Source organism: Mesorhizobium sp. M0800 (assembly GCF_040320095.1).
Classification (GTDB): domain Bacteria; phylum Pseudomonadota; class Alphaproteobacteria; order Rhizobiales; family Rhizobiaceae; genus Mesorhizobium.
In genome coordinates this window covers 54,282-79,262 of the sequence record NZ_JAMYOZ010000011.1, presented here as the reverse complement: position 1 = coordinate 79,262, position 24,981 = coordinate 54,282, and the positions used below count along the sequence as shown (strand labels likewise).

The 24,981-nt window shown below is 61.4% G+C and carries 24 protein-coding genes and 1 pseudogene; 6 read left to right on the top strand and 19 right to left on the bottom strand.

Translation table 11 applies throughout. The features are described from left to right. Nucleotides 1–47 precede the first annotated feature (47 nt). The 13 genes from NKI18_RS15860 to NKI18_RS15800 form a co-directional block, all read right to left on the bottom strand. Nucleotides 48–1,046: a sugar-binding transcriptional regulator gene (locus tag NKI18_RS15860; protein ID WP_352620256.1), complete on the bottom strand. Its 999-nt coding sequence runs from the start codon at nucleotides 1,044–1,046 to the stop codon at nucleotides 48–50. Between the two features lie 97 nt (nucleotides 1,047–1,143). After that, the gene (locus NKI18_RS15855; RefSeq protein WP_353020005.1) at nucleotides 1,144–2,199 is read right to left on the bottom strand and encodes a hypothetical protein; all 1,056 of its coding nucleotides are present in this window, start codon (nucleotides 2,197–2,199) and stop codon (nucleotides 1,144–1,146) included. Beyond that, nucleotides 2,200–3,282 carry an ABC transporter ATP-binding protein gene (locus NKI18_RS15850; protein WP_352570961.1) on the bottom strand — a complete coding sequence of 361 codons (1,083 nt, stop codon included), beginning with the start codon at nucleotides 3,280–3,282 and terminating at the stop codon, nucleotides 2,200–2,202. A 77-nt stretch (nucleotides 3,283–3,359) separates the two neighbouring features. Continuing rightward, nucleotides 3,360–4,685 (bottom strand): iron-containing alcohol dehydrogenase, encoded by a 1,326-nt coding sequence (locus NKI18_RS15845; RefSeq protein ID WP_352620258.1) that lies wholly within the window; start codon nucleotides 4,683–4,685, stop codon nucleotides 3,360–3,362. Beyond that, nucleotides 4,678–6,207 carry a xylulokinase gene (locus tag NKI18_RS15840; RefSeq protein WP_352620260.1) on the bottom strand — a complete coding sequence of 510 codons (1,530 nt, stop codon included), beginning with the start codon at nucleotides 6,205–6,207 and terminating at the stop codon, nucleotides 4,678–4,680. The genes NKI18_RS15845 and NKI18_RS15840 overlap by 8 nt, the downstream gene beginning before the upstream one ends. A 65-nt stretch (nucleotides 6,208–6,272) precedes the next feature. Further along, nucleotides 6,273–7,802 (bottom strand): ABC transporter substrate-binding protein, encoded by a 1,530-nt coding sequence (locus tag NKI18_RS15835; RefSeq protein WP_352620262.1) that lies wholly within the window; start codon nucleotides 7,800–7,802, stop codon nucleotides 6,273–6,275. Nucleotides 7,803–7,849: 47 nt separating this feature from the next. Then, nucleotides 7,850–8,749, bottom strand: a complete 900-nt coding sequence (locus NKI18_RS15830; RefSeq protein WP_352620264.1) for a carbohydrate ABC transporter permease — start codon at nucleotides 8,747–8,749, stop codon at nucleotides 7,850–7,852. Further along, the gene (locus tag NKI18_RS15825; protein WP_352620266.1) at nucleotides 8,749–9,660 is read right to left on the bottom strand and encodes a carbohydrate ABC transporter permease; all 912 of its coding nucleotides are present in this window, start codon (nucleotides 9,658–9,660) and stop codon (nucleotides 8,749–8,751) included. The genes NKI18_RS15830 and NKI18_RS15825 overlap by 1 nt, the downstream gene beginning before the upstream one ends. Nucleotides 9,661–10,002: 342 nt before the next feature. Beyond that, nucleotides 10,003–11,049 carry an NAD(P)-dependent alcohol dehydrogenase gene (locus NKI18_RS15820; RefSeq protein ID WP_352620268.1) on the bottom strand — a complete coding sequence of 349 codons (1,047 nt, stop codon included), beginning with the start codon at nucleotides 11,047–11,049 and terminating at the stop codon, nucleotides 10,003–10,005. Between the two features lie 546 nt (nucleotides 11,050–11,595). Further along, on the bottom strand, nucleotides 11,596–12,096 hold the full coding sequence (locus NKI18_RS15815; RefSeq protein WP_352620269.1) for a GNAT family N-acetyltransferase: 501 nt from the start codon (nucleotides 12,094–12,096) through the stop codon (nucleotides 11,596–11,598). A gap of 23 nt (nucleotides 12,097–12,119) precedes the next feature. Then, the gene (locus NKI18_RS15810; RefSeq protein ID WP_352455514.1) at nucleotides 12,120–12,425 is read right to left on the bottom strand and encodes a type II toxin-antitoxin system TacA family antitoxin; all 306 of its coding nucleotides are present in this window, start codon (nucleotides 12,423–12,425) and stop codon (nucleotides 12,120–12,122) included. 61 nt (nucleotides 12,426–12,486) lie between these two features. Further along, complete coding sequence (locus tag NKI18_RS15805; RefSeq protein WP_352455515.1) at nucleotides 12,487–12,639, bottom strand: hypothetical protein; 153 nt, start codon at nucleotides 12,637–12,639, stop codon at nucleotides 12,487–12,489. Next, nucleotides 12,623–13,738 (bottom strand): Fic family protein, encoded by a 1,116-nt coding sequence (locus tag NKI18_RS15800; protein ID WP_352620271.1) that lies wholly within the window; start codon nucleotides 13,736–13,738, stop codon nucleotides 12,623–12,625. The genes NKI18_RS15805 and NKI18_RS15800 overlap by 17 nt, the downstream gene beginning before the upstream one ends. Nucleotides 13,739–13,941: 203 nt before the next feature. Here NKI18_RS15800 and NKI18_RS15795 point away from each other — a divergent pair. Continuing rightward, nucleotides 13,942–14,424: pseudogene (locus NKI18_RS15795) on the top strand (oxygen-independent coproporphyrinogen III oxidase); the annotation flags it as partial. A gap of 12 nt (nucleotides 14,425–14,436) precedes the next feature. Here NKI18_RS15795 and NKI18_RS15790 read toward each other — a convergent pair. The 6 genes from NKI18_RS15790 to NKI18_RS15765 all read right to left on the bottom strand — a co-directional run bounded on the left by NKI18_RS15790 (nucleotide 14,437) and on the right by NKI18_RS15765 (nucleotide 19,514). Further along, on the bottom strand, nucleotides 14,437–14,868 hold the full coding sequence (locus NKI18_RS15790; protein ID WP_352620273.1) for a potassium channel family protein: 432 nt from the start codon (nucleotides 14,866–14,868) through the stop codon (nucleotides 14,437–14,439). 62 nt (nucleotides 14,869–14,930) lie between these two features. Then, entirely contained in the window at nucleotides 14,931–15,263 is a 333-nt protein-coding gene (locus tag NKI18_RS15785; protein ID WP_352455633.1) for a DUF779 domain-containing protein, read from the bottom strand. A gap of 68 nt (nucleotides 15,264–15,331) precedes the next feature. Beyond that, on the bottom strand, nucleotides 15,332–16,849 hold the full coding sequence (adh, locus tag NKI18_RS15780) for an aldehyde dehydrogenase (RefSeq protein ID WP_352620274.1): 1,518 nt from the start codon (nucleotides 16,847–16,849) through the stop codon (nucleotides 15,332–15,334). Between the two features lie 145 nt (nucleotides 16,850–16,994). Continuing rightward, nucleotides 16,995–17,963, bottom strand: coding sequence for a helix-turn-helix domain-containing protein (locus tag NKI18_RS15775; RefSeq protein ID WP_352620335.1), 969 nt, complete (start codon nucleotides 17,961–17,963; stop codon nucleotides 16,995–16,997). A gap of 426 nt (nucleotides 17,964–18,389) precedes the next feature. Further along, nucleotides 18,390–18,569 (bottom strand): YdhR family protein, encoded by a 180-nt coding sequence (locus tag NKI18_RS15770; RefSeq protein ID WP_352455573.1) that lies wholly within the window; start codon nucleotides 18,567–18,569, stop codon nucleotides 18,390–18,392. Between the two features lie 66 nt (nucleotides 18,570–18,635). Then, a complete protein-coding gene (locus tag NKI18_RS15765; protein WP_352620276.1) occupies nucleotides 18,636–19,514 on the bottom strand; it encodes a GNAT family N-acetyltransferase in 879 nt (292 codons plus the stop codon). A gap of 242 nt (nucleotides 19,515–19,756) precedes the next feature. Here NKI18_RS15765 and argE point away from each other — a divergent pair, with 242 nt between their 5' ends. The 5 genes from argE (at nucleotide 19,757) to NKI18_RS15740 (ending at nucleotide 24,901) form a co-directional block, all read left to right on the top strand. Continuing rightward, nucleotides 19,757–20,881 carry an acetylornithine deacetylase gene (gene argE, locus NKI18_RS15760; protein ID WP_352620278.1) on the top strand — a complete coding sequence of 375 codons (1,125 nt, stop codon included), beginning with the start codon at nucleotides 19,757–19,759 and terminating at the stop codon, nucleotides 20,879–20,881. A gap of 16 nt (nucleotides 20,882–20,897) precedes the next feature. After that, complete coding sequence (locus NKI18_RS15755; protein WP_352578052.1) at nucleotides 20,898–21,821, top strand: 2-hydroxyacid dehydrogenase; 924 nt, start codon at nucleotides 20,898–20,900, stop codon at nucleotides 21,819–21,821. Between the two features lie 14 nt (nucleotides 21,822–21,835). Beyond that, nucleotides 21,836–22,192, top strand: a complete 357-nt coding sequence (locus NKI18_RS15750; RefSeq protein ID WP_023678793.1) for a cupin domain-containing protein — start codon at nucleotides 21,836–21,838, stop codon at nucleotides 22,190–22,192. A gap of 171 nt (nucleotides 22,193–22,363) precedes the next feature. After that, a complete protein-coding gene (locus NKI18_RS15745) occupies nucleotides 22,364–23,407 on the top strand; it encodes a tartrate dehydrogenase (protein ID WP_352620280.1) in 1,044 nt (347 codons plus the stop codon). 18 nt (nucleotides 23,408–23,425) lie between these two features. Next, on the top strand, nucleotides 23,426–24,901 hold the full coding sequence (locus tag NKI18_RS15740; RefSeq protein ID WP_352620282.1) for an NAD-dependent succinate-semialdehyde dehydrogenase: 1,476 nt from the start codon (nucleotides 23,426–23,428) through the stop codon (nucleotides 24,899–24,901). Nucleotides 24,902–24,981 lie beyond the last annotated feature (80 nt).

The window sequence follows — 24,981 nt, the reverse complement described above, 5'->3', positions numbered from 1 at the left end:
AGAAGCGATCACTCGCGAGCCGCTCTGCTGGTAGAGGTCAGTCTGCGCTACGGCTTTTCCGCAAGGATCGCCTCAGCGGTTTTCTCGTCGGTGATCAGCACATCGACGACTCCCAGACGCAACACGGCGCGCAGCACCGGAACCTTGTCGAGGCCGCCGGAGGGCAGGATCACAGTGTCGACGTCCCGCAGATGTTCGGGGGCGAGGCCGATGACACGGCTGTTTAGCGGGTGATCGACGAGTTGTCCGTCGGCGCCGATCCAGTGGCCGCAAATATCGCCGACGGCTCCGGCTTCGCGGAGCGATCTGAGATCATCGTCTCCTACCAGTCCGATCCGAAAGATGGTGGCGTCCTTGTGCACCGCGCCCACCGAAACGAAAGCGGCGTCAACGTCGCGGGCATGAGTAAAAGCATCTTCCAGAATTGACTGGCGCATAAGCAGATCGCGCGTGGCCTCCGTATCCGTGAACACCGGTGCTGCGATGTAGAAGCATTCGGCGTCGAAGAGCGCCGCGAGCCGGGAAGCGATCTCGTAGATGTTGATCGCCGATCCACGTGTGAGCCCGCCAAGCAGGGAAACGACCGACATCCCTTTGACGGGGCGCACGGTCACTGAGCGCAGACTAAGCTGCAGCGTCCGTCCCCATCCCACGCCCACCGATATCCCGTCACGGATTCTATGCGACAGGGCTTCACCGGCAGCGGCTGCGATCACCTGTGGCACCAGGGCAGGATCGGGCGGTGTCGGAACCACGATTGGGTCGGAAACGCCATAGGCGTCCCGCAGCCGGTTCTCCAGCTCGATGCAGTTCGCCACCTTGGAATTGATGCGAATCTGAACGATCCCCCGCTGACGGGCATGCGCCAGCATCCGGTTGACGCGAAGGCGTGTCAGGCCAAGAGACTTGGCGATTTGCGCCTGGGTGAGGTCACCGACATAAGCAAGCCAGGCGGCGCGCACGAGCAGCCCTTCCTCGCGATCGGACGTGACGGAACTCGTTACGGCTTGGCGGCCGTCGCGTTTCTTTCGTGCTGGTTTCTCCATCAGATCATCCTGTCCACTCCGCGGCAGCGGGTCCAGAGCGGCTCGGCGGAGCCATGTGCTCATCGAGATGAGGTATCAATCGAGTTTCCCGGCTCCGCTAGCCTCGATGATAGCGGTCGAAGGACAAAACCAGCGGAGCATCATGGCAAATCGCGTCGATGATGGCCCTCGTCAGCGGCAGGCGATCGTGCGGAAGTACACCCCGGGCCATCATATTCTTCAAAGTCGGACCAAGGTCCAGCGCCAGTTGCGCGCCCTCGACCGTGTCCGAACTCATATGTTCGCGCTTCGCCACCGAATAGGGCAGGCCGCGGCCGAGCAGGCGCCCCATGCGACCGTTACGGCCCGCCTGGCAGGTCACATAAAGATCGCCGGAGCCGGCCAGCCCCAGCACCGTTTCGACCTTTCCACCCAGAGCTTCGACCAGAATCGCCATCTCGGCGAGGGACTGCGAGAAAAGCGACGAGGCCAGGTTGTGCATGAGCGCGCCATTGGGCGCCTTGCCGTCGCGCTCGAGCAGCCCGACGGGAGCCCCAACGGCGAGTGTGTAGAAATTCTTGAACGCAGCGCAGATCTCGACGCCGACGAGATCGGATGACGATCGCGCATGATAGAAAGGCGCGCGCAGAATGCGGGACGCCGCGGCCACCTGGTCGGGATTGTGCCCGGCCAGGATCACAGAGGTGTCGCGCTGTGCCGCCAGTTCGCCGGCAATGCACGGTCCGCCGACGGCCATGACCGGGACAGACAAGCCAGTGCGTTGCTCGATCTCGCGGGCAAGCAGATGTGGCAGGATTTCCACGCCTTCGTCGCTTGCTGCAAGTCCTTTCGTAATCATCAGTATCGGCACGGGCGACTTGATGCTTTCTGCAATGCGGTCGATCGCCCAAGGAATGCCGGCCGACGAGACGCCGAGTACAAGCAGATCGGGTCCATCGTTCATCGCCGCCCCGAATTCGGTCCAGGAACAGGCGGTTACCACATCAGGCAGAGTGATGTTGAGGCGTGGGTGATGACTTGTGCTGGCCATCGAGCCGACGATCTCCTCATCGAGATGGGTCCCGACAAGAGTGATGCGGTTACCAGCGTGAGCGGCCGGAAGCGTCATGGCAGAGCCCATGACGCCGGCGCCGAGGATGAGGATCCGCGCCATTCAACTTCTTCCCTTGTCCAGCCGCTCGCCGCTACCTTGGTCGAACAGGTGGATTCGCTCAGGCGCCGGCTCCAGATGGATCACAGCTCCTGGAGCGAGCTCCATGCGGTCATGCAGCACCGCGCAGATCGCGATGTTGCCCATGCTGGCAAAGATGTGGATTTCGGGGCCAGTCGGCTCGACAACCGTAATCCTCGCCGGAATGCCGCGCCCGTCGGCCACTGGTCGAAGATGTTCGGGGCGAATGCCGTAGATCACCTTTTGGCCGGGCCGGACCGCAGCCCCTGGCGGCAGCGGGAGCGATAGCTCGTCGGTCCGCACCACCCAGACGTCGCGCTCGGCAGCCACCTCGCCATGGAACATGTTCATTGCGGGCGAGCCGATGAAGGAGGCGACGAAGAGATTTGCCGGGCGATCGTAGACATCGAGCGGGCGCCCGATCTGCTCGATATGGCCGTCGCGCATGATGACGATGACATCGGCCATGGTCATGGCCTCGATCTGGTCATGCGTGACATAGACGGTGGTGGTCTTCAGCCGCTGGTGGAGCTCCTTGATTTCGGTGCGCATCTGCACGCGCAGCTTGGCGTCGAGGTTGGACAGCGGCTCGTCGAACAGGAACACAGTTGGGTCCCGCACGATGGCGCGGCCCATGGCGACGCGCTGCCGCTGGCCGCCCGAAAGCTGGCGAGGGTACCGTTCCAGATAGGGGGTCAGATTGAGGATCGCCGCCGCCCATCCGACCTTCTGTTTGATTTCTTCGGTTGGGCGTTTCTTCAACTGCATGGAAAAGGCCATGTTGTCGAAGACGGTCATGTGCGCATAAAGCGCGTAATTCTGGAAGACCATCGCGATGTTGCGGTCTTTGGGATGGAGCGTGTTGACGACCCTGTCGCCTATGGCGATCTCACCGGATGTGATGGGCTCGAGACCGGCTATCATGCGCAACAGCGTGGACTTGCCGCAGCCGGACGGCCCCAACAGAACGACGAACTGGCCATCCTCGATCGAGAGATCGAGTCCATCGATAATCGAGAGGGCGCCATAGTCCTTCTTTATGTTGCTGATGGTGACAGACGCCATAAATTGCTACCCTTCGATTGCCCTTGCCGGTTGGATCGCATTTTCGCTATGCGAGCTATTGGCGATCGGATGCGCTCTCACCATTCGCTCTCCAGAAACTCTTCCAAGAGTCCCGCATCGGCGGCCAGATTGATGAAGGACCATCGACCGCGGATTTCCCGCGAATAGCGAATGGCGTCGTGCCAAAGCGCTCGCGGCAGGCCTAGTTCCGCGCCGGTGACCGGCCCTCCCGCAGCCTTGAGTGCTGCCTCCATGCGGGCGACCGGCATTGCCATGGGCCGAACCTCCTGGCGCAGCGCCGGCCAGATTTCCGCAAGCCTGCGGTTGAAGATTTCCGACTGGCTGGCGTCGAGTGCCGTCTTCTTCATCTCGGCAATGCAAAGTGGTCCAAGCTGCGCTCCATAGCGTGCCAGCATCGCCGCTTCGTCGATGGCGGTCGGCTTCACCTGCGGCGGCTCTTTCATGTCCAGCAGCCGCGCTTGCAGACGCGCCATGACCAGCGAGGCAACCCCAACCTGCTGACCATGCGTGGTGCCGGGATGGCGCTCTCCCGCGAACATGTCGACCCAATGGGAAATCTGGTGCTCTCCCATGGACCCGGGATGGGAAACGCCGGCAAAGCACACGCCCGTCGAGCACAGCGTCAGGACGCGCTGGAGATGCCCGACTGCGGTGACGTCATGCCTGGCAAGGCCAGGCGCATGGGCCAGCATCGGCTCCTCATCGCCCGCCTGCAGCAGGTAGGGCACCTCAGAATAGTAAGTGTCGAACAGCCGATGCGAAGCCCACCAGTCGATCTGGGCGGTTGAGCGGCAGAGGCTGTCACCAAGCCCGGCAGCGCTGAGCCAGGCGGGCGCTGCGGCCGACACGCCAAGGTCCAGGAAGATGCCCCGGGGCGCGTGTGAGGGCAGCGAGATCTTGAGCCCGGAGGCCAAGGTCACCGACGCTGTCGAGGCGCCGTAGCCATTCATCGAGGCGGCCGTGCCGAAGACGGCATAGGGCCGCTCGTCGAGAAAGGTTGCATGCTTGCAGCCGTCGTTGAGAACGCCCGACCCGACGGCCACGACCCCGTCGGCGTGACGCGTCTTCTTCCTGACCATCTGGATCATTGCCTCATCGCAGTCGAGGCCGTCAGGCAGCACGATTTCATCGATGTCGGCGATGGCACGCAGCGCCTTCGCGACGCGCCTGCCCATCACATCGACGGTGTTGATATCCGACACAACAGCGATGCGGCTGCCTAGCGCCAGGGGCGCAACGAGATCCGACTCGCGGCCCTCCGTCGTCTCCAGCAGTTCGATCGTCTTGAACGGCAGGACCGCGGCCGCGCCGGTCTTGGGATCTGTCCAGCGTCCCGCGACAACGTCCTCGATCAACGCGTTCCAGTTGGTCGTTTCAGCCATGATCGGCCTCCATGAAGGCCGCGAGGCGCTGGTTCCAGGCTGAAAGCGTTGGCCAAAGATCGGCATGGATCGCAAGAAGTTCGGCGTAGAGCGCGGCCCGTTTCGTGTCCGGTTCGAAGGTTTTGGCCGGCTCGCTGGCCATTGCGAGCGACGCTTCGGCGATGGTGGAAAACCAGCCCACGCCCTTTGCCGCCGCCATCGCCGCGCCAAGCGAGGAGGCTTCGACGGTCGTCGAACGCTTTATGGGACGATCGAGTGCATCCGCCAGAATTTGCATCCACAGGTCGGACTTCGCTCCTCCGCCGATCGCTATGAACTGGTCGATGGTCTGGGCGGCGGCCGCAGCCGCCCGCTGACTTGTCGCGGCCTGATGCAGCGCTATGCCTTCCAGCACGGCGCGATAGATGTCGCCGCGGCGGCTAGAGCCCGAAAGCCCGGCAATCACACCACGGGCCGCACTATCCCAGTGTGGGTCCATGACGCCCTGCCAGTAGGGCAGGAGCATTATGCCGCCTGCGCCGATCGGGCTGGCAGCGGCTTCGGCCTCGAGCGTCTCCAGGGCATCATTTGCGCCATGCAGATCGACGCCAAGCATCTCGCGCGCCATCCAGTCGACAAGAAAAGTGCCGGCGCGAAGGCACGTCTCGTAGATATAGCCGTCATCGGCGACCGCCGTCTCTGTGCGGAAGGCCAAATCATGGACGTAGTCGATGCCGAAGCTGCCGGAGACGACAGCCGTCCCGAGGTTGACGTAAGCGCATCGCGGCTGCAACACACCCGCGCCCGTGCCAGCGCATTGACCGTCGCCGCCGCCGGCGACGATCGGCGTGCCCTCGCGCAGGCCCGTCGAAATGGCCGCTTCCGAAGTCAGTTGGCCCAGAACGGTGCCGGGCCGCGCCAGATCCAGCATCATGCGCCGGGCGACGCCCGCTGCCTCCAGTATATCGTTCGACCAGTCCATAGCTCGCATATCGAGTATGCCCATCGGGTCGGCGGATGCGGTGGACGTCACCCACCGGCCGCTCAAGCGAAAGACCAGATAGCCGTGGACTTCGGCCATCCGCTCCACCCGGGCAAAAATCTCGGGCTCTTGCTCGCGGAACCAGATCATGCGGTAAAGGCAAGGAATGACGTCCAGCGGCTTGCCGGATATTGCGTGGACGTGTGCCGCGCCGAAGCTCTCGCCGAAGCGGTGTGCCTTCCGCCGGGCGCGCTCATCGAGCCAGAGCGTTGCGGGCCCGACCGCCTGGCCCTGCTCGTCGAAAAGGCCGAAGCTCTCGCGTTGGTTGGCAATCGCAAGGGCGGCAATGCGTGCCGGCGAAACTGTTGCCGCGACAGCACGAAGCGCCGTGACCGTCGAGGCCCACCATTCGGCCGGATCCTGCTCGAAATAGCCCGAACGCGGGTTCGACAGCGCAAGCGGTGCACGACCTTCAGCCACGGCCAGACCGTTGCGGTCCCAGGCGATCGCCTTGGTTGCCGAGGTCGAGGAATCAATGCCGATGACGAGATCAGGAACCATTGCCGCCACGTTGCCAACGGGCGAGGGCGGTCGAAACCGCCTTCGCCCAAATCACCGATTACCCACTAAAGACCGGCGTCCTTGACTTTGCCGTCGACAATGCCGGCAATGGCATCCAGGCATGCCTTGGCATCGCCGCCATAGTCTTGGCCCGTAAGCAACTTGCCGAGCTCAACCGGAATGTCGTTGTTCGACAGATCCGCCCAGATCGGCATGTCCGGCTCAGATCCCATCTGATTGTCGATCGTGTATTTGATCGCGTCGAAATGGCGTGTCGTTCCGGGGCCGACAACGGCCTTCGCCTTGACCCGAGGATCTGTAAAAGAGGAATTGCGCATCGGCGAGGCGCCGCCGCCGAGCGTCGATACCCGCGCCATCACATCCTTCGAGCAGACCCACTGCATGAATAGCCATGCCGCTTCCTTGTTCTTGGAATATTGCGACAGCGAGATCGTCGAGCCGCCCTGGTGACCGACGGCAGGGATTTCGTTGAAGCCGCAATCGGCGGCGGCGCGACGGCCAGGAACCTCCTTGGGCGCGGGCAGGGCCTCGAACAGGCCTTTGACCTTGGAATCATTGGCGTCGAAGCCGGGGAAATCTTCGCCCCAGGTGATTGCCATAGCGGCTTGTCCCTGTGTCAGCGCCTGCCCCTGACCGTCCCACGTCCAAGTCGTCGCCGAGGGCGGCGAGTTCTTGACCAGCTCCTGATAGAATTGCAGCCCGGCCACGCCGCGTTCGTCATTGCCGACAAACTTCTTGTCCTTGTTGAAGATCGAACCGCCATGGCCCCACAATGCGAAGGTCCAGTCGCATTCCAGCGAATAGTGGCCGGACTTCGCCTGGCACGCGGTGCCGAAGATGCCGTTGCTTTTTTCTGCCTCTGTGAGCGCCTGCACGGCCTTGAGGTAGGCGTCGAGGTCAGTCGGCAGCGCAATGTTGTGTTTGTCGAAAAGATCCTTGCGGTACATCAGGATGAAGATCGGAATATCGAATGGAATTCCGCACTGTTTGCCGTTGTACATGGCGATGCCGTCGACCAGCGGCTTGGAGAAATCGTCCCAGTCGAAGTTGGGCATCGCCAGGTCTTTGTTCTGGTCGTAATACTCGCGCGGATCGACGACATCCTGGGCAAATGTCGCCATCCAGGACTGGTCGAGATAGTAGACGTCGTAGGTGCCAAGCTGGCCCTGTACGTCTTGCGTCGCCTTGGCGAGAACCTGCTCCAGCGGCACGATCTCGACTTCCACCTCAATGCCGGTTGCCTTGGTGAATTCACCCGCGACTAGCTGGTTGGCAACAATCGTTGGCGGCGTCGCCTCCGAGGTGTAGCGGATTTTGGTGCCGGCATATGGTTTGCCGACGTCGGCCAGCCACTTCAGCATATCGGCGTCCTGGGCGCGGGCTTCTTCAACCCCGAGGCCCAGCATCCCCCGATTGGTGCGGCCACCACCTAGCATGGCCGATCCGAAGGCGGAAAAGCCGATACCAGCGAGCGCCATCTTCCTCATGAAGTCGCGTTTGGTTATCCGGCGCGCCGTAAAGTCATTGCAGGTATCGGCGACGAATGTCTTCTTGTCGTGTTCACTGAAGCTCATGATCGTTCCTCCATTGCGTTTTTGTCGTCGTTCTTCTCGTCTGCGCCTCACTCCTTCAGCGATCCGAGGGTGAGGCCGCGGACCAGATGCCGTTGAACCAGCAGGATAAAGATGAAGCTGGGTATGATCGCGGACGTGCCGAGCGCTGTGATGTAGCCCCACTCGGTCGCGGTCGAGGTGACAAAGGTCGAGATCTTCACCGGCACAGTGCGGATCGACGTTGTCAGGAACAGTGAGAGCAGGAACTCGGTCCACGAAAAGATGAAACACAGCACGGCCGTCGCAGCGATGCCGCCCTTGACCATGGGAAGGACCACGCGTCGGAACGTCTGCCAGCGCGTCGCGCCGTCAATAAGCGCCGCCTCATCAACCTCGCGCGGAACATCGTCGAAGAACGACTTCAAAAGCAGAACCGCCAGCGGCAGGTTGATCAAACTGTGAACGAGGACGAGGCCCGTATAGGTATCGCGCAAGCCGAGATCTCGGAACATGAAAACGATCGGAATGACGATCGCGATTGGCGGCATGAAGCGTTGCGAGAGAATCCAGAACAGGAAGGACTGCTGGCCGCTGAACTGCATTCGCGACAGGCAATAGGCGGCCAGTGTCGCCAGCAGCAGCGTCAGCGCTGTCGATCCGACGGCTATGATGGCGCTGTCGAGCAACGACTGGCGGGAATCGTAGGAACTGGCGCCCCCCTTGATGACCCCGGCCGCCTCGCCGCCCTGTTCCATGCCGATGTCGACGCGTGAGACGCCAAGCAACGTCACGCGGTAGTTGTCCGGCGTCGGGGTGAAACCGGTGTAAACCGGTCCGCTGCGGTCGAAGATCGCCGAATAGGGTTTGATGGACGACAGGGCCCACCACGCGATCGGGAACATAAAGATCGCCACCACTAGCACGGCGAGCACGTCACGGGCGATCGTTTGGGCGCGCGACGACTCCATCAGAACCTCACCTTGAACAGCCTGACGAAGAGGTTCGACACGACGATCAAGACGACGAGCACGATCAGCGACAGGGTCGCGGCATAGGGAAAGTCTCCGGTGAAGTAGATACGGCCAGCGTAGAATGAAAGCGTCTCGGTGGCCGTGCCAGGCCCGCCTGCGGTGATGATGTAAACGTAGTCGTAGATGCGAAAGAGATCGACGCCGCGGATCAGCACCGCGACCGCTATCACCTTGCGCAGCATCGGCAATGTGAGCCGCAAGAACGTCTGGATGCCGTTGGCGCCGTCGATCGCGGCTGCCTCGAAAGGCTCCTTCGGCAGCGCCCTGAGCCCTGCCAGGATGATGAGCACCATGAACGGCGTCCACTGCCATATGTCTGCCAGCAGGATCGCCGCTAATGCGGTTCCGGGCTGCGTCAGGATCGGCTGTGCCGGCGAGATCAGGCCGAGGGCATAGAGGTAGAACGACAGGACGCCGAAAGAGCCGTCCTGCATCAGCAGGAACATCATTCCGGTCACCGCAGGCGGCACCACCAGCGGCAGGGTCATCAGCGCCCGCAGCACGCCGTAACCTTTGCGATCGGTGTCAAGCAGAAGCGCGATGAGGATGCCGAGCGCAAGCTGAACCGCAAGCGCGACGAAGGTGTAGATCAGCGTGGTTTCCAGCGAATGCCACATCCGCGCATCCGAGAAGGCGCGCGTCCATTGGTGGAGCCCGGCGAAGTCGAGCTGCCGGGAGACGACATTGCGTTTGTGAAACGACAGCCAAACCGAATAGGCGAGGGGATAGATGCCGAAAACGAGAAGCATCACCGTGATCGGCGCGAGCCAGGGGAAAGGATGCTCGGCCGTCATGAACCGGGGCAGGGCCCATCTGGGCGTTTCGCGGGTCACGGTCACCGTGCTCACGCGCAAATCTCCGCTCGGTCACACAGACGCATCGGCCTTCTCCCTGTCGGCCAGATTGTGCCAACTTGAACTTTTGTAAGTTTGTTGTGCCTTTTGTTAAGAACGTGTCGGACGCCCGCCGAATTGTCAAGTCGGTTCCGTCAGCGCTCAAGGGATTTGCTCGTGGTCCCAGAGGATGCCGTGATCGCCGGGTATGGAGTTATTTTTGGAGGAAACGCCGCCGGCAAATGCCGTGCACCAGCCTCAAACGCGCTCTGGGCCGCCGCCAATTTTGGCAGCCCGGAAGGCTACGAAAGCATCGAGGAGATCGGGAGGACAACCCGGGCGCTTTTGGAACTCCCCTTAATCCTGCAACAGGATCTGAAGCTTTACGTCCGCGGGCCGGGCTTCGACTGCGCGGTCGAATGCGGTGATGGAATCTTCGAAGGGGAAGGTCGCCGAAATGAGTGGCTTTAGGTCGACCCGGCCCGACCCCATCAGCGCGATTGCCCGCTCATATTGGTGGGCATATCGGAACACAGTCTCGATGCGGACTTCCTTGGTCGAGGCGGTGGCGACATCGAATGCGATCGGCGCCACCGGCAGGCCGACCACCACTACCGCGCCACCGGGCCGCGGCAGATCGAGCAGGGTCTCCCACGCCTTGGACGAGCCCGAGCATTCAAACACCACGTCGGCGCCCCAGCCATCGGTCAGGCGCTTTACTTCCGCCGCCAGGTTCTTGTCGCGGACGTTGACCGGGATTACGCCTTGATAGCCGCCGGCGATGTCGAGCTTGGGTTGGGCGAAATCTGCAACAATGGCGCGGGCGCACCCGCCGGCGAGTGCCGCGATCGCCACCATCGTGCCGATCGGCCCTGCGCCAATCACCACCGCCGTGTCGCCCGGCGCGATCTTTGCTTTGGCAGCCGCCTGCATGCCGACAGCGAAGGGCTCCACCATGGCGCCTTCGGCGAAGCTGACATCGTCGGGCAGTTTGAATGTGTAGTTGGCGGGGTGGACGACATAGGGCGTCAACACACCGTGGATCGGCGGCGTTGCCCAGAATCTGACAGCTGGGTCAATGTTGTAGAGACCGAGCCGGCTCGCCCGCGAATTGGGATCGGGGATACCCGGCTCCATGCAGACGCGGTCGCCGACCTTCAGATGCTCGACGCCTTCCCCTGTTTCGACGACGGTGCCGGCGGCTTCGTGGCCCAAGACCATCGGCCCTTCGACCACGAACGGGCCGATGCGGCCATGCGTGTAGTAGTGCACGTCCGAGCCGCAGATGCCCACCGTATGGATCTTGATGCGAACTTCGCCCGCGCCGACGGTCTGTGGCAGATCGATCTCACGCAGCTTGAGTTCGTGCTGGCGTTCAAGGACAAGGGCGCGAATGTTCGTCATCGACGTAGTCTCCTCTAAAGCCGACTGTTCGAGGCCTCCGCGACCTTGCTTGCATTCGGCACGTTCATCATAGCCGCTCATTCACGGCTTCAAAATCCAGTTCGGAAACGGGTGTTGCAAGATTCCGACTATCCGTACCAACTTCCCGGCCAAGGGACTTTGAAGGCCGACCATGCCGCTGCCGAATTTCCTTTGGATCATTCAGGGTACTCTGAGGTATCAAGTGATAGATTCGGCATCAGGATAGGAACCAGTGTTTAGAGGGCGACGTGCACACTCGCTGCACACAAAGTTCTCCCTTCTTTCGGTTCTGTTTTGTCGAAGAGGCAACAGGGCATGCTGTGACGCGATGTTTGAGAAATTGTCGCCCGGCTTCGGCTGCCCGGGCGACAGAGCACCTGACAGGGCGCCGTAGCACGACGAAAGAGGGTCTTTTTACTGGGTGTGCGAGATGCTTCTGAGGGCTTCGGCAAAGCACAGGGTGGCCGAACCCGTCGCGGTCCGACGGCGAAGGCTCCGCGTTAGGCGATGTAGGTGCTGCGTCGATCATGGCTCCACCAGTTGCTGGATTGCGTGCATCGGTAGGACGAGCCGGAGGGAGTCCGGCAGCCGCACGAAGCCGTTTCCCTCATAGAAGGCAGCGGCGCGCTCGCTGATGGCATCCACCACCAGCATCGAGGAACCGACTGTGGCCGCGCTCGCATAGGCGCGCCGCACGGCGTCGGCGAGAAGCATCGCACCCAGGCGTTCGCCCTGACGGGCTTCCGAGACCGCCAGCCGTCCGATCAGCGTGGCGCTGACCAGCGGATAGCGCGGGATGTGCTTGCGCGCGGCGGCCGGCACGTCGCCCTGTGCAAGGCTGGTTGCGCAAAGCGTATAATAGCCCAGCACGACATCCGGTTTATCAGGCTCCACTAGAATGAAGACCCCATTCGCCTTGCGCCGCACATCTTGGCTTGCCTGCGTCCGGAGATAACGGTCGAGTCTGTCGACGCCGCAGGCAAAGCCGTCCCGGTCGTGATGCGACGCGAGCGCCTCGATCTTCAAATCTGGCCGAGACGCCGCCATGCTCAGGACGCGACCCGGCGCTTGTGCTCGGCCAAGGCGCGGACCAGCCGCTCACTCGGCTCTGGCGGATTGACCAGCGCGTCGAAGAATGCCGCGCGGTCGCGATCGGACAGCACCAACGTCTCATGCTCGGCGATCGTGCGGCGCGCGGTGTCAGTGAGCGCAGTGACGCAGAAGTCGCTGACTTTGCGTCGTGACAGATGCGCTGCCCGCTCGATGAGATCCTTAGTCTCTTCATCCAACCGGAATCCGAGGCGTTCGACGCGGTTGGGCGTCTCTCGTTCGATCTGGGGCTGTTTGCGCGGCATTGGGATCACTCCTGTCATAGTCTATGTTTCGCAGACAATGTACGTCACATAGACGAACAAATCAAACCGATTTCTGCCCTTCATCCACGCGCTGGTGGTCGAACATCAGCTTCGCCCGCTGTTCGGCTTCTACTGGGTGCTGACGGTCCAGGCAGGCAGGCTCTTCGACAGCCCGCTTCTTCTGTCCCTGTTGTGGTTTACGCTCGGCCAGCAAGAGTGTTCAATGCGTAACGTGTGTATCGTCGTTCGCCAGTTCTAATCAGTGCACCGTTGGCAACGAGGTCCTGCAAATCTCTTGTCGCTGACGCGCGAGATGCCTGAGTGATGGCGATGTAATTCTCGGCGCTGAGACCGCCCTTGAAACCATCTATACCTTCGCGGAACATCCGGGTGATGGCCTTTTCCTGTCGCTCGTTGAAGTGACCGTGGTAGCGTTCGTAAAACTTGGCCTTGGCGACGGAGAATTCGACACGGGCAAGCGTTACGCGCTGCGCCTCAAGGATCGTTTTAGCGAAGTAGCGCAGCCAATCCGTAATCGCGTTGCTCTTGTTGCTGGCCTCGAGATTGTCGTAGTAGGCCTTGCGGTGGCGTTCAATCGTGTACGCCAAAGCGATGAGACTGGGCTCACCCAGGCTTTGCGCCAACGCCTTTTCGCAGAGGGCACGCCCTATGCGCCCGTTGCCATCGTTGAACGGGTGAATGCTCTCGAAATAAAGGTGCGCGATTCCGGCACGCGTCAACGCCGGAATCGGTATCTTGCCTTTGGGCGCGGTTACGTTGAACCAAGCCGCGAAGGCGTCCATTTCGGTCTTCACCCGGGCCGACGGCGGCGCTTCGAAATGCACTTTGGGCTTATCCAGCCGATTGGAAACGATTTGCATAGCATCGGCATGCTGGCGGTAGCTGCCGATGGTCCCGATACCCCGCTCACCCGACATCACCATCTTGTGCCAAGCGTAGAGGGTGCGGTGCGAGAGTGTATCGGCGAAATGCAAGTAAACATCGGCCATCATTTCAGCGATGCCGCGCTCGGCCGGCGGAATGTGCCTGATCTCGCTTCCCAGGCCAAGTTGCTGGCGTAAGGATGATTGCAGACTCTCGCGGTTGAGGTATTCCCCTTCAATCGCGGATGTCTTCAAGGCCTCTTCGCTGATAAGGTCGATGCGGATTTGGTCGCGATCGTTGGCACCCACATGACGAAAGACGCCCAGGAACTCGCCCGATCGCAACAGGAACTCGCTTTCCAGCGGTTCCAATACCTTCTTATCGTAGGTAAAATGCGGCCAGTCAGCCTGCTCCCAATTCCATACCATGAGTTATAGAGCACCTTTCTATAACTCATTATGCCACGACAGGTGAGCTATAGCAATCCTCGCTATGCCTCAGGGTCTTCTTGGATACGTCAACAATTGGCGAACGTGTTCGGGGTTCGAGTTGTAGACCGCTATATCGCAAGACCCACTGTTGAGGAGGCGTTCTTGCGGCCGCGCCAATCTGTTTGATTACAGTTCGAGCTGATCGATCAACGCTTGCGGCCCGCGCCGGGACTTTGCACCGGAACTTCCAAGGCTACACCGAGGACCGCTGCGAGACATTGATCGGCCTCGGCCCATGGTCCATCAGCCAGTTTCGCCAGGCCTATGCACAGAATATGCCTTCGACCGCCGAGTATGGACGCATGGTTGCTGATGGCGGGCTGGCCGCTGTTCGGGGTATCGCGCTTTCCGACGACGACCGTGTTCGCGGCTGGATCATCGAGCGATTGATGTGTGACTTCGCCTTCTCGGCGATTGAGCTGGTGGAGCGCTTTGGCGAAGCCGGCCAAAGACTTCTCCTCGAGGCGAGTTCCACGGCTCTTCATGGTCCTGCGCGGTTGCTTGAACTTGATGGTGACCGCTTCGTCGTGCCTGCGGAAAGCCGGCCCTTTGTCAGAAGCATCGCGGCGAAGTTCGACAAATATTTCGAAACCGGTACAGCCAGGCATTCCGTAGCGGTCTGAACGATCACCAGTTCAGAAGTGCTCGCCGGCCTTGAATGGGCCAATGCGGGTGCCGGCCGCGATCAGATAGGCGGTCGACCAGCCAATCAGAAGAAATCCGTTCACGCCCTCTAGAGCCGCGAGGACGCGCCATGCGTGAGCGGGCACAATGTCGCCGTAGCCGACGGTCGAGAAGGTGATGGTGGAAAAGTACAGCGCGGTTTCGAAGTCAGCAAAGATATCGAGCAACCGGTATAGTCCTGCCCAGAGCCACACCTCTGTGGTCATGATGGCAAAGAGCCCCATCACCACGCTGATCATCGCAACGATGCGGCTGCGGCGCCCGTGCATGCGAAACCGGGCGACCAGGTGCCCCATCGCATGTGTGACCACGATCAGACCAAAGGTGTGAACCAGGACCGTAAGGCTAATGACGACGGTGCCGATGAGCAGATTGAGGATCATCTTCGGAAGGTAGAGATTGCTGCGGTGCCTTCCTTGCTCGAAATCAAACCGGCAGGTTTCGCCTATGCGGTGCAGATTGTCGACCGGGTCAGGAACCGCTTCTCCCGCCCGTTATCCAGCGAGAACATGCCACCGCGACCCGGCACCACGTCGATGATGAGATCGGTATGTTTCCAAGCCTCGAATTGCGACGCACCGATGTAGAACGGCGCGTCGCCGATGTGGCCGAGCAGCACGTCCTGGTCGCCCACGATGAAGCCGATACGCGGATAGCACATCGGGGAAGAGCCGTCGCAGCAGCCGCCGGATTGATGAAACAGCACCGGACCGTGCTCGGCGACAATCTCGGCGATCAGTTCAAGGGCTGCCGGTGTCGCTGTGACCTTCGCTCGCATCATGTCTTCCGATTTCCAGCCTTTGGCGCGGCCCCTCGCGGAGCCGCGCCTGTGGGTCAAAGCGGCGATCAGAAGAAGCCGAGCTTTTTCGGGCTGTAGCTGACCAGCATGTTTTTGGTCTGCTGGTAGTGGTCGAGCATCATCTTGTGCGTCTCGCGGCCGATGCCGGACTGCTTGTAGCCGCCGAAGGCCGCATGCGCGGGATAGGCGTGGTAGCAGTTGGTCCAGACGCGGCCCGCCTGGATCGCGCGGCCGAACCGGTAGGCGCGGTTGCTGTCGCGTGTCCAGATACCGGCGCCCAGGCCGTAGAGCGTATCGTTGGCTATGCTGAGCGCTTCGTCGTCGTCCTTGAAGGTCGTGACCGAGACCACCGGTCCGAAGATCTCTTCCTGGAAGATGCGCATCTTGTTGTGGCCCTTGAACACCGTCGGCTTCACGTAGTAGCCGCCGGCGAGATCGCCGGGCAGGACGTTGCGCTCGCCACCGGTCAGCAACTCGGCGCCTTCCTGGCGGCCGATGTCGATGTAGGACAGGATCTTTTCCAACTGCTCGGATGATGCCTGGGCACCGATCATCGTTGCCGGGTCGAGCGGATCGCCCTGCACGATCGCCTCGACACGCTTCAGCGCACGTTCCATGAACCTGTCGTAGATCGATTCATGAATGAGCGCGCGGCTCGGGCAGGTGCAGACTTCGCCCTGATTCAGCGCGAACATGACGAAGCCTTCGATCGCCTTGTCGAAGAAATCGTCGTCTTCGGCGACAACGTCCTTGAAGAAGATGTTGGGCGACTTGCCGCCCAGTTCCAGGGTGACGGGGATCAGGTTCTGGCTGGCATACTGCATGATCAGCCGGCCGGTCGTGGTTTCTCCGGTAAAGGCGATCTTGGCAATGCGCGGCGACGACGCGAGCGGCTTACCGGCTTCGAGGCCGAAGCCGTTGACAATGTTGAGCACACCCGGCGGCAGCAGATCGCCGATAAGATCGGCCCACAGCAAGATGGCAGCCGGGGTCTGCTCGGCAGGCTTCAGCACGACGCAGTTTCCGGCGGCAAGCGCGGGAGCAAGTTTCCAGCAGGCCATCAGCAGCGGGAAGTTCCACGGGATGATCTGGCCAACCACCCCGAGCGGCTCATGGAAATGATAGGCGACGGTATCGTCGTCGATCTGCGAAAGGCTGCCTTCCTGGCCACGCAAGGCGCCAGCGAAATAGCGGAAATGGTCGATGGCCAAAGGCAGGTCGGCGGCGGTCGTTTCGCGGATCGGTTTGCCGTTGTCCCAGGTTTCGGCGCATGCGAGGAGATCGAGGTTTTCCTCCATGCGATCGGCGATGCGATTGAGGATGAGTGAGCGCTCGGCCACGCTGGTGCGCCCCCAGGCGTCCTTGGCGGCATGGGCAGCGTCTAAAGCCGCCTCGATGTCCTGGGCATCCGAGCGCGTCACCTCGCAGAGCAGCTGACCATTTATCGGCGAGAAGTTCTCGAAGTAACGGCCCGAACGCGGTTCGGCCCATTTGCCGCCGATGAAATTGCCGTAGCGCTTATCGAAGGGCGCCTTGACCGGGCGTGAGAATTCTACCTTGTTCATGTGTCTTCCTCCGCAAAGCTGGCGCCGCGGAATGCGACGCTTCGGGAAGACACTTGCGATCTCCCACCGCTATTGCCAATGCGCCGGGGACAGTGGGCGGGCGGGTGTGTCGCAGAATTGCGACAGTCATGCGACGTTTCAAAAGTCAGTGGGACCTGTGGACGTCCAGGCGGTTGAGTTTGCGGTGAAGCGTGGCGCGACTGATGCCGAGCGCATGGGCCGCGGCCGAGACATTTCCGTCTGCCCGCGCCAGCGCCCGCTGCAGAACGCCGCGCTCCGCCTCGGCGAGGACTTCGGGGCGGCTCTCGGCCCAACCGAGCAGATCGGCCGCAGGCATCGGCTTGTCGAGACACTGTTGCGTAATTCCAAGCGCCAGGCGAGCCGAACGGGTCGCGCCGACCACAAGGTCGTCCGCATCAACCGCGATCAACGCGCCGGAACCCTTGTCGGGCACCGGCGCCAGCAGAATGCGCGCCTTGGGGAATGCCATTTTGAAGTTCTCGGCCTCGATCCGACGCGCCGCGTCGACGACGGCCATGGAAATAAGGTTGGAGAAGACCTCGGTCAGATCAGCCCGGCAGGAAGACACGTCAAGGGCAGCCGCAAGGTCTCCACGGTGATCATAAATCGGAGCCGTGGTGCAGCTCAGCCCGGTGTTGCGCGTGTGAAAATGCTGATCACGGTGGATCGTCAGGACGCGCTGTTCCACCAGACAGGTGCCGATACCGTTGGTGCCCTCGCTCTCCTCGTTCCAGACTGACCCTGTCCATAACCCCCAGGAACGAAACGTCTCGTCGTCCACAGGCGCGCCGCGCCGTTCGACCGGCACGCCGTCGCGATCGGCGAGCAGGACGCAGCATCCAACGCCGCCCACCGCAAGATAGAGCCGGTCCAGGCTTGATTGAGCAACCCGGACGAGCGGCCCGATGCGTTGCCGGGCCTCTCCCAATTCCGCCTCTGTCAGATAGCGTGGGAGGCTGCAATCGGCCGGATCGAGCCGGTGCAGACTGGAAGACCGTCGCCAGGAAGCGACCAGCGCGGACTTCGCCGCCGCGTCCGAAGCGATCGCGGCCTGAACGCGGTCGGCGTGATGACCGGATAGATCCTCACCCATGCTTGTCCTCCCAGAACCCCAGCTCTCTTCCTGTCGGCTACTAGACCACGGCTGCTTCAAGGCAAGCTAACGCTGGTGTCCTGCCAAGTTCCGCTTTCGATCACCGCACTGTCAATTCGACAGAAGAACCAGACATCCGCTATGTTTTCCTGTCAGTCAGTGACGTTTGCCAATGGGGTAGTCGTCCTCGCCTGTGCCCCCCCACACACACTCTCTCTTCCAGGCAACTGTTCGGCTGATCCCCGCAAGCCTACCGGTATGAACTGGGCATTCATTGATCCATAGCAAAGACGGCTGACCATAATCAGCTGCGGGATCGTGCGGAACAATACGGGAAGCTTTCTGATTGTGGCCTTCAAAAACCCAACAAATCAACCTTTCGGCACATCCTCCGGGCCCACCAAATTATTACATATCAATATCGGCTTATCGTCCACGGGTGGCCATCGACAGCCGTTCGTTGACAGCGTACGAGCGAACGCCGATGTCGGCGATACCGAAACAGTTCAGGTGCGCGGAATGTTTTTCGGTATACGCTTGCGCGTGCTCGACGCTGTCGAACAAATAGACCCGCCCGCGACATCTCGATCGGGCGCCTCGGTCCACACTTCCAGATCAGCCCGGGCTCATTGATTCTCTGACGGCTGGTTGAAGGCGACAGTATGCTTGCATTCAGCTCAAGGCGTGGCCGGCCAATCCATAGACCCAAGGCCCATTGTCTTGCCGGTTCAGGAAGCGGCGCCCTTTGGACATGGTCGTAACGGTCTCGGCAATGCCGAGGCCGCTCTGCTGGAGAAACGCGGCAAACACGCCATCCTTCTCGCGGGTGTCGACGCGGGCGAATCGTCCTGCCAGTTCCTTCAGATGCAGGGCTGTAAGATGGACCGCGTCGAGATCGTTTCGCGCGACCATGGGGCCGATCACGTGACCACGACCGAACTCGCGACACATGGAATAGCCGACGATTTCGCCGCCGCGGCTCAAAGTGCAGATTGAGGCATCCACTGCGAGCAACGCGAGCAGCCTCTCGCGGTTTATCCCTAACGCGCGCGTATCCAGCGGCGTGATGTCCTTAAGCCTGTCGCTCGACAGCGCCTCCAATTCACCGTTCAAGGCCGGCATAGCCGGGAGTGTTTGTGGGACCTCCCCCTGGCGCTGGTATACGATCGCCTCGGTCGTGAAGCCGAGTGAAACGTAGAGGGGGTAGGCAGCATGGGTCGCGTTGAGTGCCAAATTGCGATCGCCGCACTGCTCAAGGACTAGGTCCATGAGCCATCGGCCGCCTCCTTGCGCTTGTGTGCGTGGCGTTGTGATCACCAGGCCAATGGTGGCAAAGTCGTCCCCGTGGGGAAACCACATCGCGCTCCCGAAAACGCGTCCAATACCATCAACGGCAACAATGCCGCGTCCGGCACGGCGCAGAAAGTCCCAATCCTTCGGCCGGTGAGGCCAGCGGACTGAGATCGACAGCGCGTGCAGTAGCTTGACGTCGACATCATCAATGTCCCGCGCGACCAGTTCGAAGGATTTCAGGCGTACTGATCTCTGCATCTCAATCGATCCGCTCCTTCAACGAATGCGCAAGGCACGCGGTGTTGATCCTGTCATCGATCGCCATGTCGCGACTTACCTCTTTTGCCGCAGCATTATACGGGAAAGCCAGCAGGTTTCGCTGGTTCGAGGTGCTTTTTCGCAATCTTCGGCCAAAGCACGACGCAATTCGGCAGGGAACACTGCTGCCTGCGGATAGGCTGGTTGCACCCGGTGATAGTGTGCAAGCAGAGCGGACCGCCATGAACGTGGAAGAAATCCTCGCGACCCTGGTTGCATTTCCCTCTGTTGTGGGCTCGCCAAACGGCGCGATCGTCGATTGGATCCGCGACTACTGTCAGGCAGCCGGAGCCGAGGTGACGGTTCTCCCCGGTCCCGAGGGCGACCGGTCCAACCTTTTCCTCACGATCGGCCGGCGCCAGGGTCGGGGCTATATCATCTCCGGGCATATGGATGTCGTCCCGGCCGGCGAGCCGGAATGGAGCTCGGACCCGTTCGTTCTGCGCCGCGAGGGCGGCAGGCTTTACGGCCGCGGCACCTCCGACATGAAGGGCTTCCTCGCCTGCGCATTGGCGACGCTCCCAGGACTTGCGGCGATGAACCTGCGGCAGCCAGTTCATCTCGCATTCTCATATGACGAAGAGGCGGGGTGCCGTGGTGTGCCGCATCTCCTAGCCGCGTTGCCGAGCTTATGCGAGAGGCCGCTTGGCGCGATTGTCGGCGAGCCGAGCGGGATGCAGCCTGTGCGCGCGCACAAGGGGAAGGCCGCCGCGCGGCTCGAGGTGATCGGGCGATCCGGCCATTCCTCACGCCCCGATCTCGGACTCAACGCCGTGCACGCCATGGCCGGCGTCATCGCGCACGCCGTGGCCTACGGCCAATCCCTCGCCGACGGGCCGCTCGATCAAAATTTCGAGCCCCCGTATTCTTCGTTGCAGGTGGGCGTCATCGCCGGTGGACAGGCGGTCAACATCACCCCTGGCCACTGCACAGCCGATATCGAGGCGCGTGCCGTGCCCGGCGTTTCTCCAGCCTCCCTGCTTGAGCCGGTCAAGGCCCGGCTTTTCGCTCTGCGAGACAGCGGCTTCGATGTGGCGTGGCATGAGTTGAGCACCTATCCCGCCCTTGCGCCCGCCAACGGGAGCGCGCTAGCGGCCGTTCTGACGGAGCTGACGGGGCAGGAGCCGCTGACAGCTGTGAGTTACGGCACGGAGGCCGGACTTTATCAGCAGGCCGGCATCGATGCGGTCGTTTGCGGACCTGGCGACATCGGCCGTGCCCATCGTCCCGACGAATATATCGAGATTGGTGAACTCGCCGCTTGCCGGAAGATGATCGAGGGGCTCGGCGCGCGTCTTGCGGCCTGATGGAAGGGCGGTCACCATGGCGTTTCTTTTCAATTCCGATGCGGCGCGTGCTGCGGTCTTCCGCGAGATCTTTGCGCGCCAGCTCCCAGATCTGGAATTCGTCCATTCCGGGGACGAGATGGAGCCGGAGAAGGTGCGCTATCTCATCACCTGGACGGTGCCGGACGAGATCTCGCGCTACCGCAATCTGGAAGTGCTGTTTTCCATCGGAGCGGGCGTCGACCAGTTCAAGCAGGACGTGGTGCCAAGCCATGTGAAGCTTGTGCGCATGGTCGAGGACGGCATCATACGGATGATGCAGGAATACGTCGCGCTCGGCGTGTTGGCGCTCCACCGGGAGATGCCCGCCTATCTCGAGCAGCAGAAAAGATGCCTCTGGCAACCGATTGCCGCTCGACAGGCGGCCGAACGCGGGGTTGGCTTCCTCGGCCTTGGCATGCTGGCGCAGGCGGCGATCGAGCGCTTGAAGCCCTTCCAGTTTCCGCTTGCCGGGTGGAGCCGCAGCGAAAAGCGGATAGAGGACGTCGCCTGTTTTCACGGCACGGACCAACTCGCGGGCTTTCTGAAGCAAACGGATATTCTCGTCTGCCTGCTTCCGCTCACGGAACAAACGCACGGCATGCTCGATGCAGAGTTCTTCGACTTACTGCCCGTCGGGGCGCAGCTGCTGCATGTCGGCAGGGGTCCGCAACTGGACCAGGCCGCGCTGATCAACGCGCTCGACACCGGTCACGTATCTGCGGCGATGCTTGATGTCACCGATCCAGAACCGCTCCCGGAAGACCATCCGCTGTGGTCGCATCCGAAGGTGATGATAACGCCGCACATCGCCTCGGTGACGCAACCGCATACGGCGGCACAATCCGTCGTTGACAACATCCGGCGCCACCGCGCCGGAGAAGAACTGATCGGCCTCGTCGATCGGACACTCGGCTACTAACCAGGAAACATCACATGTCACTTCTGATCACGATCGACACAGTTCCAGACTTCGCGCCGAAGGAGGCACTACCGGCTCCGGAGCGGCTCATTTCCGGCAATCCATCCTTCAAGACCTGGGCGCAGGATGCCTCGAAGGGCGAAAAGGTGCTCACCGGTGTCTGGGAGGCGACGCCCGGCGAGACGCATTCGATCAAGGGCACTATCTACGAGTTCTGCCACATAGTTTCGGGTCTCGTCGAAATCGAGGAGAAGGGCGGTGAGACCAAGACCTACCGCGCCGGCGACAGTTTCGTGATGAAGCCTGGTTTCGTCGGCGTCTGGCGCACTATCGAGACCGTGCGCAAGATCTACGTCTGCGTTTATGACTGAGTTCAGCGCTCAAAGTCCCGCCGAATAGCGCGCGGAGGCTTCAGAACAATCGGCTTTTCAAGTTCCGCCTGACGCGATTCGACGCCGTCACACGGCTCATCCTCGACGGAAAATGCGGCAGGCGGTCGACTATTCTTCCGATGACGTTAGTGCGAATGAGGACCTCCATCAATGAAGACCTACAAGATAGCGCTCATCCCCGGCGACGGCATCGGCAAGGACGTCACGCAGGCGGCATGGCAGGTGCTGCAGGCGGCGGCTAAGCGGGGCGGTTTCGCCCTTGATGACACAAGATTCCCGTGGTCGTGCGCCTACTACCTGGAGACCGGTGCAATGATGCCGTCAGACGGCATCGAGACACTTCGAAAATTCGATGCGATCTATCTCGGCGCTGTGGGTTGGTCCGCGAAAGTGCCCGACTCGGTATCGCTTCACGGACTGCTCCTGCCGATCCGGAAAGGGTTCACGCAGTACGCCAACATACGACCGCACCGGCTGTTGCCGGGCGTTCAGGGGCCCCTCCGCTCCGATGGTTTCGATATCCTGTGCATCCGCGAGAATACGGAAGGCGAATATTCCGGCGCCGGTGGGCGCGTTCATTCCGGCACGGCTGATGAGGTCGCGGTAGAGACCGCGATTTTCACGCGTACGGGTGTCGAACGGATCATCCGTTTCGGTTTCGAACAGGCGCGGGCGCGTCGCAGGAAGCTCGCATCTGTCACCAAATCCAACGCGCAGAAACACACCATGGTTTTCTGGGATGAGGTCACGCGCGAGTTGGCAAAAGACTATGCCGATGTGGAGGTCTCGCACTACCACATCGACGCCATTGCCGCCCGCATGGTCCTGGCGCCGGAAAGCCTCGACGTAATCGTCGCATCGAACCTTTTCGGCGACATCCTCACCGATATTGGAGCGGCCATTCAGGGCGGGCTGGGTTACGCCGCCTCCGCCAATATCAATCCCGATCGCAGCGCACCTTCCATGTTCGAGCCGGTCCATGGTTCGGCGCCCGACATCGCGCATCTCGGTGTCGCCAATCCGATCGCCGCGATCTGGTCCGGTGCGATGATGCTCGAGCATCTGGGCGAGGGGCAGACTGCGGCCGAAGTGATGTCGGCAATCGAGTCCGCAACCGCGCGAGGGATTGGCACGATCGCAGGCAAGGACAGGACTGAAACAATCACGCAGGCCGTGCTGGCAGGATTGAGCTGAAAGAGCAGAGGAAAGACCATGAATGCGATGACGAAGATTGGCATGTTCAACGATTCCGACCTTTTCCGCCAGCAGGCGCTGATTGGCGGTGTCTGGCGGGATGGCGAAACGAAGGGCGTGGTCGATGTCATTGACCCTGCCAGCCAAAGTGTTCTCGGCACCGTTCCCGCAATGGGGGAGAACGAGACGAGAGCCGCAATCGGCGCCGCGGCCGAGGCCTTCAAAAGCTGGAAGAAGAAGACCCATGCCGAGCGTGCAGGACTTCTCGAACGCTGGCACGACCTCATTCGCCAGCACGAACAGGATCTCGCGCTCCTGCTGACGCTGGAACAAGGCAAGCCACTTGCCGAGGCGGTGGCGGAAATCCGCTACGGCGCATCTTTTGTGAAATGGTTTGCGGAGGAGGCGCGCCGGATCGGTGGCTCGACCATTCCGTCACCCACGGCCGATCGCCGCATTCTGGTGCTGAAAGAACCCGTCGGCGTCTGCGCCATCATCACGCCGTGGAATTTCCCCAACGCGATGATCGCACGCAAAGTAGCACCGGCGCTGGCCGCAGGTTGTACGGTTGTCATCAAGCCGTCGGAATTGACGCCATTCTCGGCGCTGGCGCTCGGCGTTCTGGCGGAACGGGCAGGTATCCCTGCCGGCGTGATCAACATTGTGACCGGCATGCCCGTCGAAATCGGCAACGAACTGATGGCCAATCAGACGGTGCGCAAGATCTCGTTCACCGGTTCGACCCGCGTCGGTGCGCTGCTCATGCGTGGTGCGGCCGATAGTATCAAGCGGCTGAGCCTGGAGCTTGGCGGCAACGCACCCTTTATCGTCTTTGACGACGCCGATCTGGATAAAGCAGTTGAAGGGGTGATCGCATCCAAGTTCCGCAATGGCGGTCAAACCTGCGTCTGCGCGAACCGGATTCTTGTGCAGGAAGGCGTTTACGACGCTTTCGCCGAAAAGCTGAGCCAGCGCGTCACACGGATGAAGGTTGGCGCAGGGACCGATGAGGGCACTGAGATCGGCCCGATGATCAACGCGGCCGCGATCGACAAGATCGAGCGTCACATCGCGGATGCACAGGCGAAAGGTGCGCAGATCATCGCTCAAAGCGAGACGGTGCCCGAGGGTAAGCAATATGCACGGCCCGTCGTGCTGGGAGAAGCTATTACGGGGATGCTCCTGGCATCGGAAGAGACGTTCGGTCCGGTGGCGCCGCTTTTTCGCTTCGAGACGGAGGAAGAGGCCATCGCCCTCGCGAACGGTACGCCGTTCGGCCTTGCCGCTTACTTCTACACCGACAACCTCAAACGCTCATGGCGTGTTGCCGAGGCGCTGGAGTTCGGTATGGTCGGGCTCAACACAGGCATGATCTCGACCGAGGTTGCGCCTTTCGGCGGTGTCAAGCAGTCGGGAGTGGGGCGCGAAGGATCGCAGCTCGGCATCGAGGAATATCTCGAGGTCAAGGCGCTTCATGTTGGCGGGCTTAACTAGTTATCTTGCACGCAGGTGGAAACACTTGCAGCCCTAAAGCGTTGGAACCACAAGAAAGGGGCGGTGAAAACCGCCCCTTT

Excerpts from the sequence above, each read along its gene's own strand:
- NKI18_RS15860 (WP_352620256.1), bottom strand. The coding sequence starts at position 1,046 with ATGGAGAAACCAGCACGAAAGAAACGCGACGGCCGCCAAGCCGTAACG.
- NKI18_RS15855 (WP_353020005.1), bottom strand. The coding sequence starts at position 2,199 with ATGGCGCGGATCCTCATCCTCGGCGCCGGCGTCATGGGCTCTGCCATG.
- NKI18_RS15850 (WP_352570961.1), bottom strand. The coding sequence starts at position 3,282 with ATGGCGTCTGTCACCATCAGCAACATAAAGAAGGACTATGGCGCCCTC.
- NKI18_RS15845 (WP_352620258.1), bottom strand. The coding sequence starts at position 4,685 with ATGGCTGAAACGACCAACTGGAACGCGTTGATCGAGGACGTTGTCGCG.
- NKI18_RS15840 (WP_352620260.1), bottom strand. The coding sequence starts at position 6,207 with ATGGTTCCTGATCTCGTCATCGGCATTGATTCCTCGACCTCGGCAACC.
- NKI18_RS15835 (WP_352620262.1), bottom strand. The coding sequence starts at position 7,802 with ATGAGCTTCAGTGAACACGACAAGAAGACATTCGTCGCCGATACCTGC.
- NKI18_RS15830 (WP_352620264.1), bottom strand. The coding sequence starts at position 8,749 with ATGGAGTCGTCGCGCGCCCAAACGATCGCCCGTGACGTGCTCGCCGTG.
- NKI18_RS15820 (WP_352620268.1), bottom strand. The coding sequence starts at position 11,049 with ATGACGAACATTCGCGCCCTTGTCCTTGAACGCCAGCACGAACTCAAG.
- NKI18_RS15810 (WP_352455514.1), bottom strand. The coding sequence starts at position 12,425 with ATGCCGCGCAAACAGCCCCAGATCGAACGAGAGACGCCCAACCGCGTC.
- NKI18_RS15800 (WP_352620271.1), bottom strand. The coding sequence starts at position 13,738 with ATGGTATGGAATTGGGAGCAGGCTGACTGGCCGCATTTTACCTACGAT.
- NKI18_RS15790 (WP_352620273.1), bottom strand. The coding sequence starts at position 14,868 with ATGATCCTCAATCTGCTCATCGGCACCGTCGTCATTAGCCTTACGGTC.
- NKI18_RS15785 (WP_352455633.1), bottom strand. The coding sequence starts at position 15,263 with ATGCGAGCGAAGGTCACAGCGACACCGGCAGCCCTTGAACTGATCGCC.
- adh (WP_352620274.1), bottom strand. The coding sequence starts at position 16,849 with ATGAACAAGGTAGAATTCTCACGCCCGGTCAAGGCGCCCTTCGATAAG.
- NKI18_RS15775 (WP_352620335.1), bottom strand. The coding sequence starts at position 17,963 with ATGGGTGAGGATCTATCCGGTCATCACGCCGACCGCGTTCAGGCCGCG.
- NKI18_RS15765 (WP_352620276.1), bottom strand. The coding sequence starts at position 19,514 with ATGCAGAGATCAGTACGCCTGAAATCCTTCGAACTGGTCGCGCGGGAC.
- argE (WP_352620278.1), top strand. The coding sequence starts at position 19,757 with ATGAACGTGGAAGAAATCCTCGCGACCCTGGTTGCATTTCCCTCTGTT.
- NKI18_RS15755 (WP_352578052.1), top strand. The coding sequence starts at position 20,898 with ATGGCGTTTCTTTTCAATTCCGATGCGGCGCGTGCTGCGGTCTTCCGC.
- NKI18_RS15750 (WP_023678793.1), top strand. The coding sequence starts at position 21,836 with ATGTCACTTCTGATCACGATCGACACAGTTCCAGACTTCGCGCCGAAG.
- NKI18_RS15745 (WP_352620280.1), top strand. The coding sequence starts at position 22,364 with ATGAAGACCTACAAGATAGCGCTCATCCCCGGCGACGGCATCGGCAAG.
- NKI18_RS15740 (WP_352620282.1), top strand. The coding sequence starts at position 23,426 with ATGAATGCGATGACGAAGATTGGCATGTTCAACGATTCCGACCTTTTC.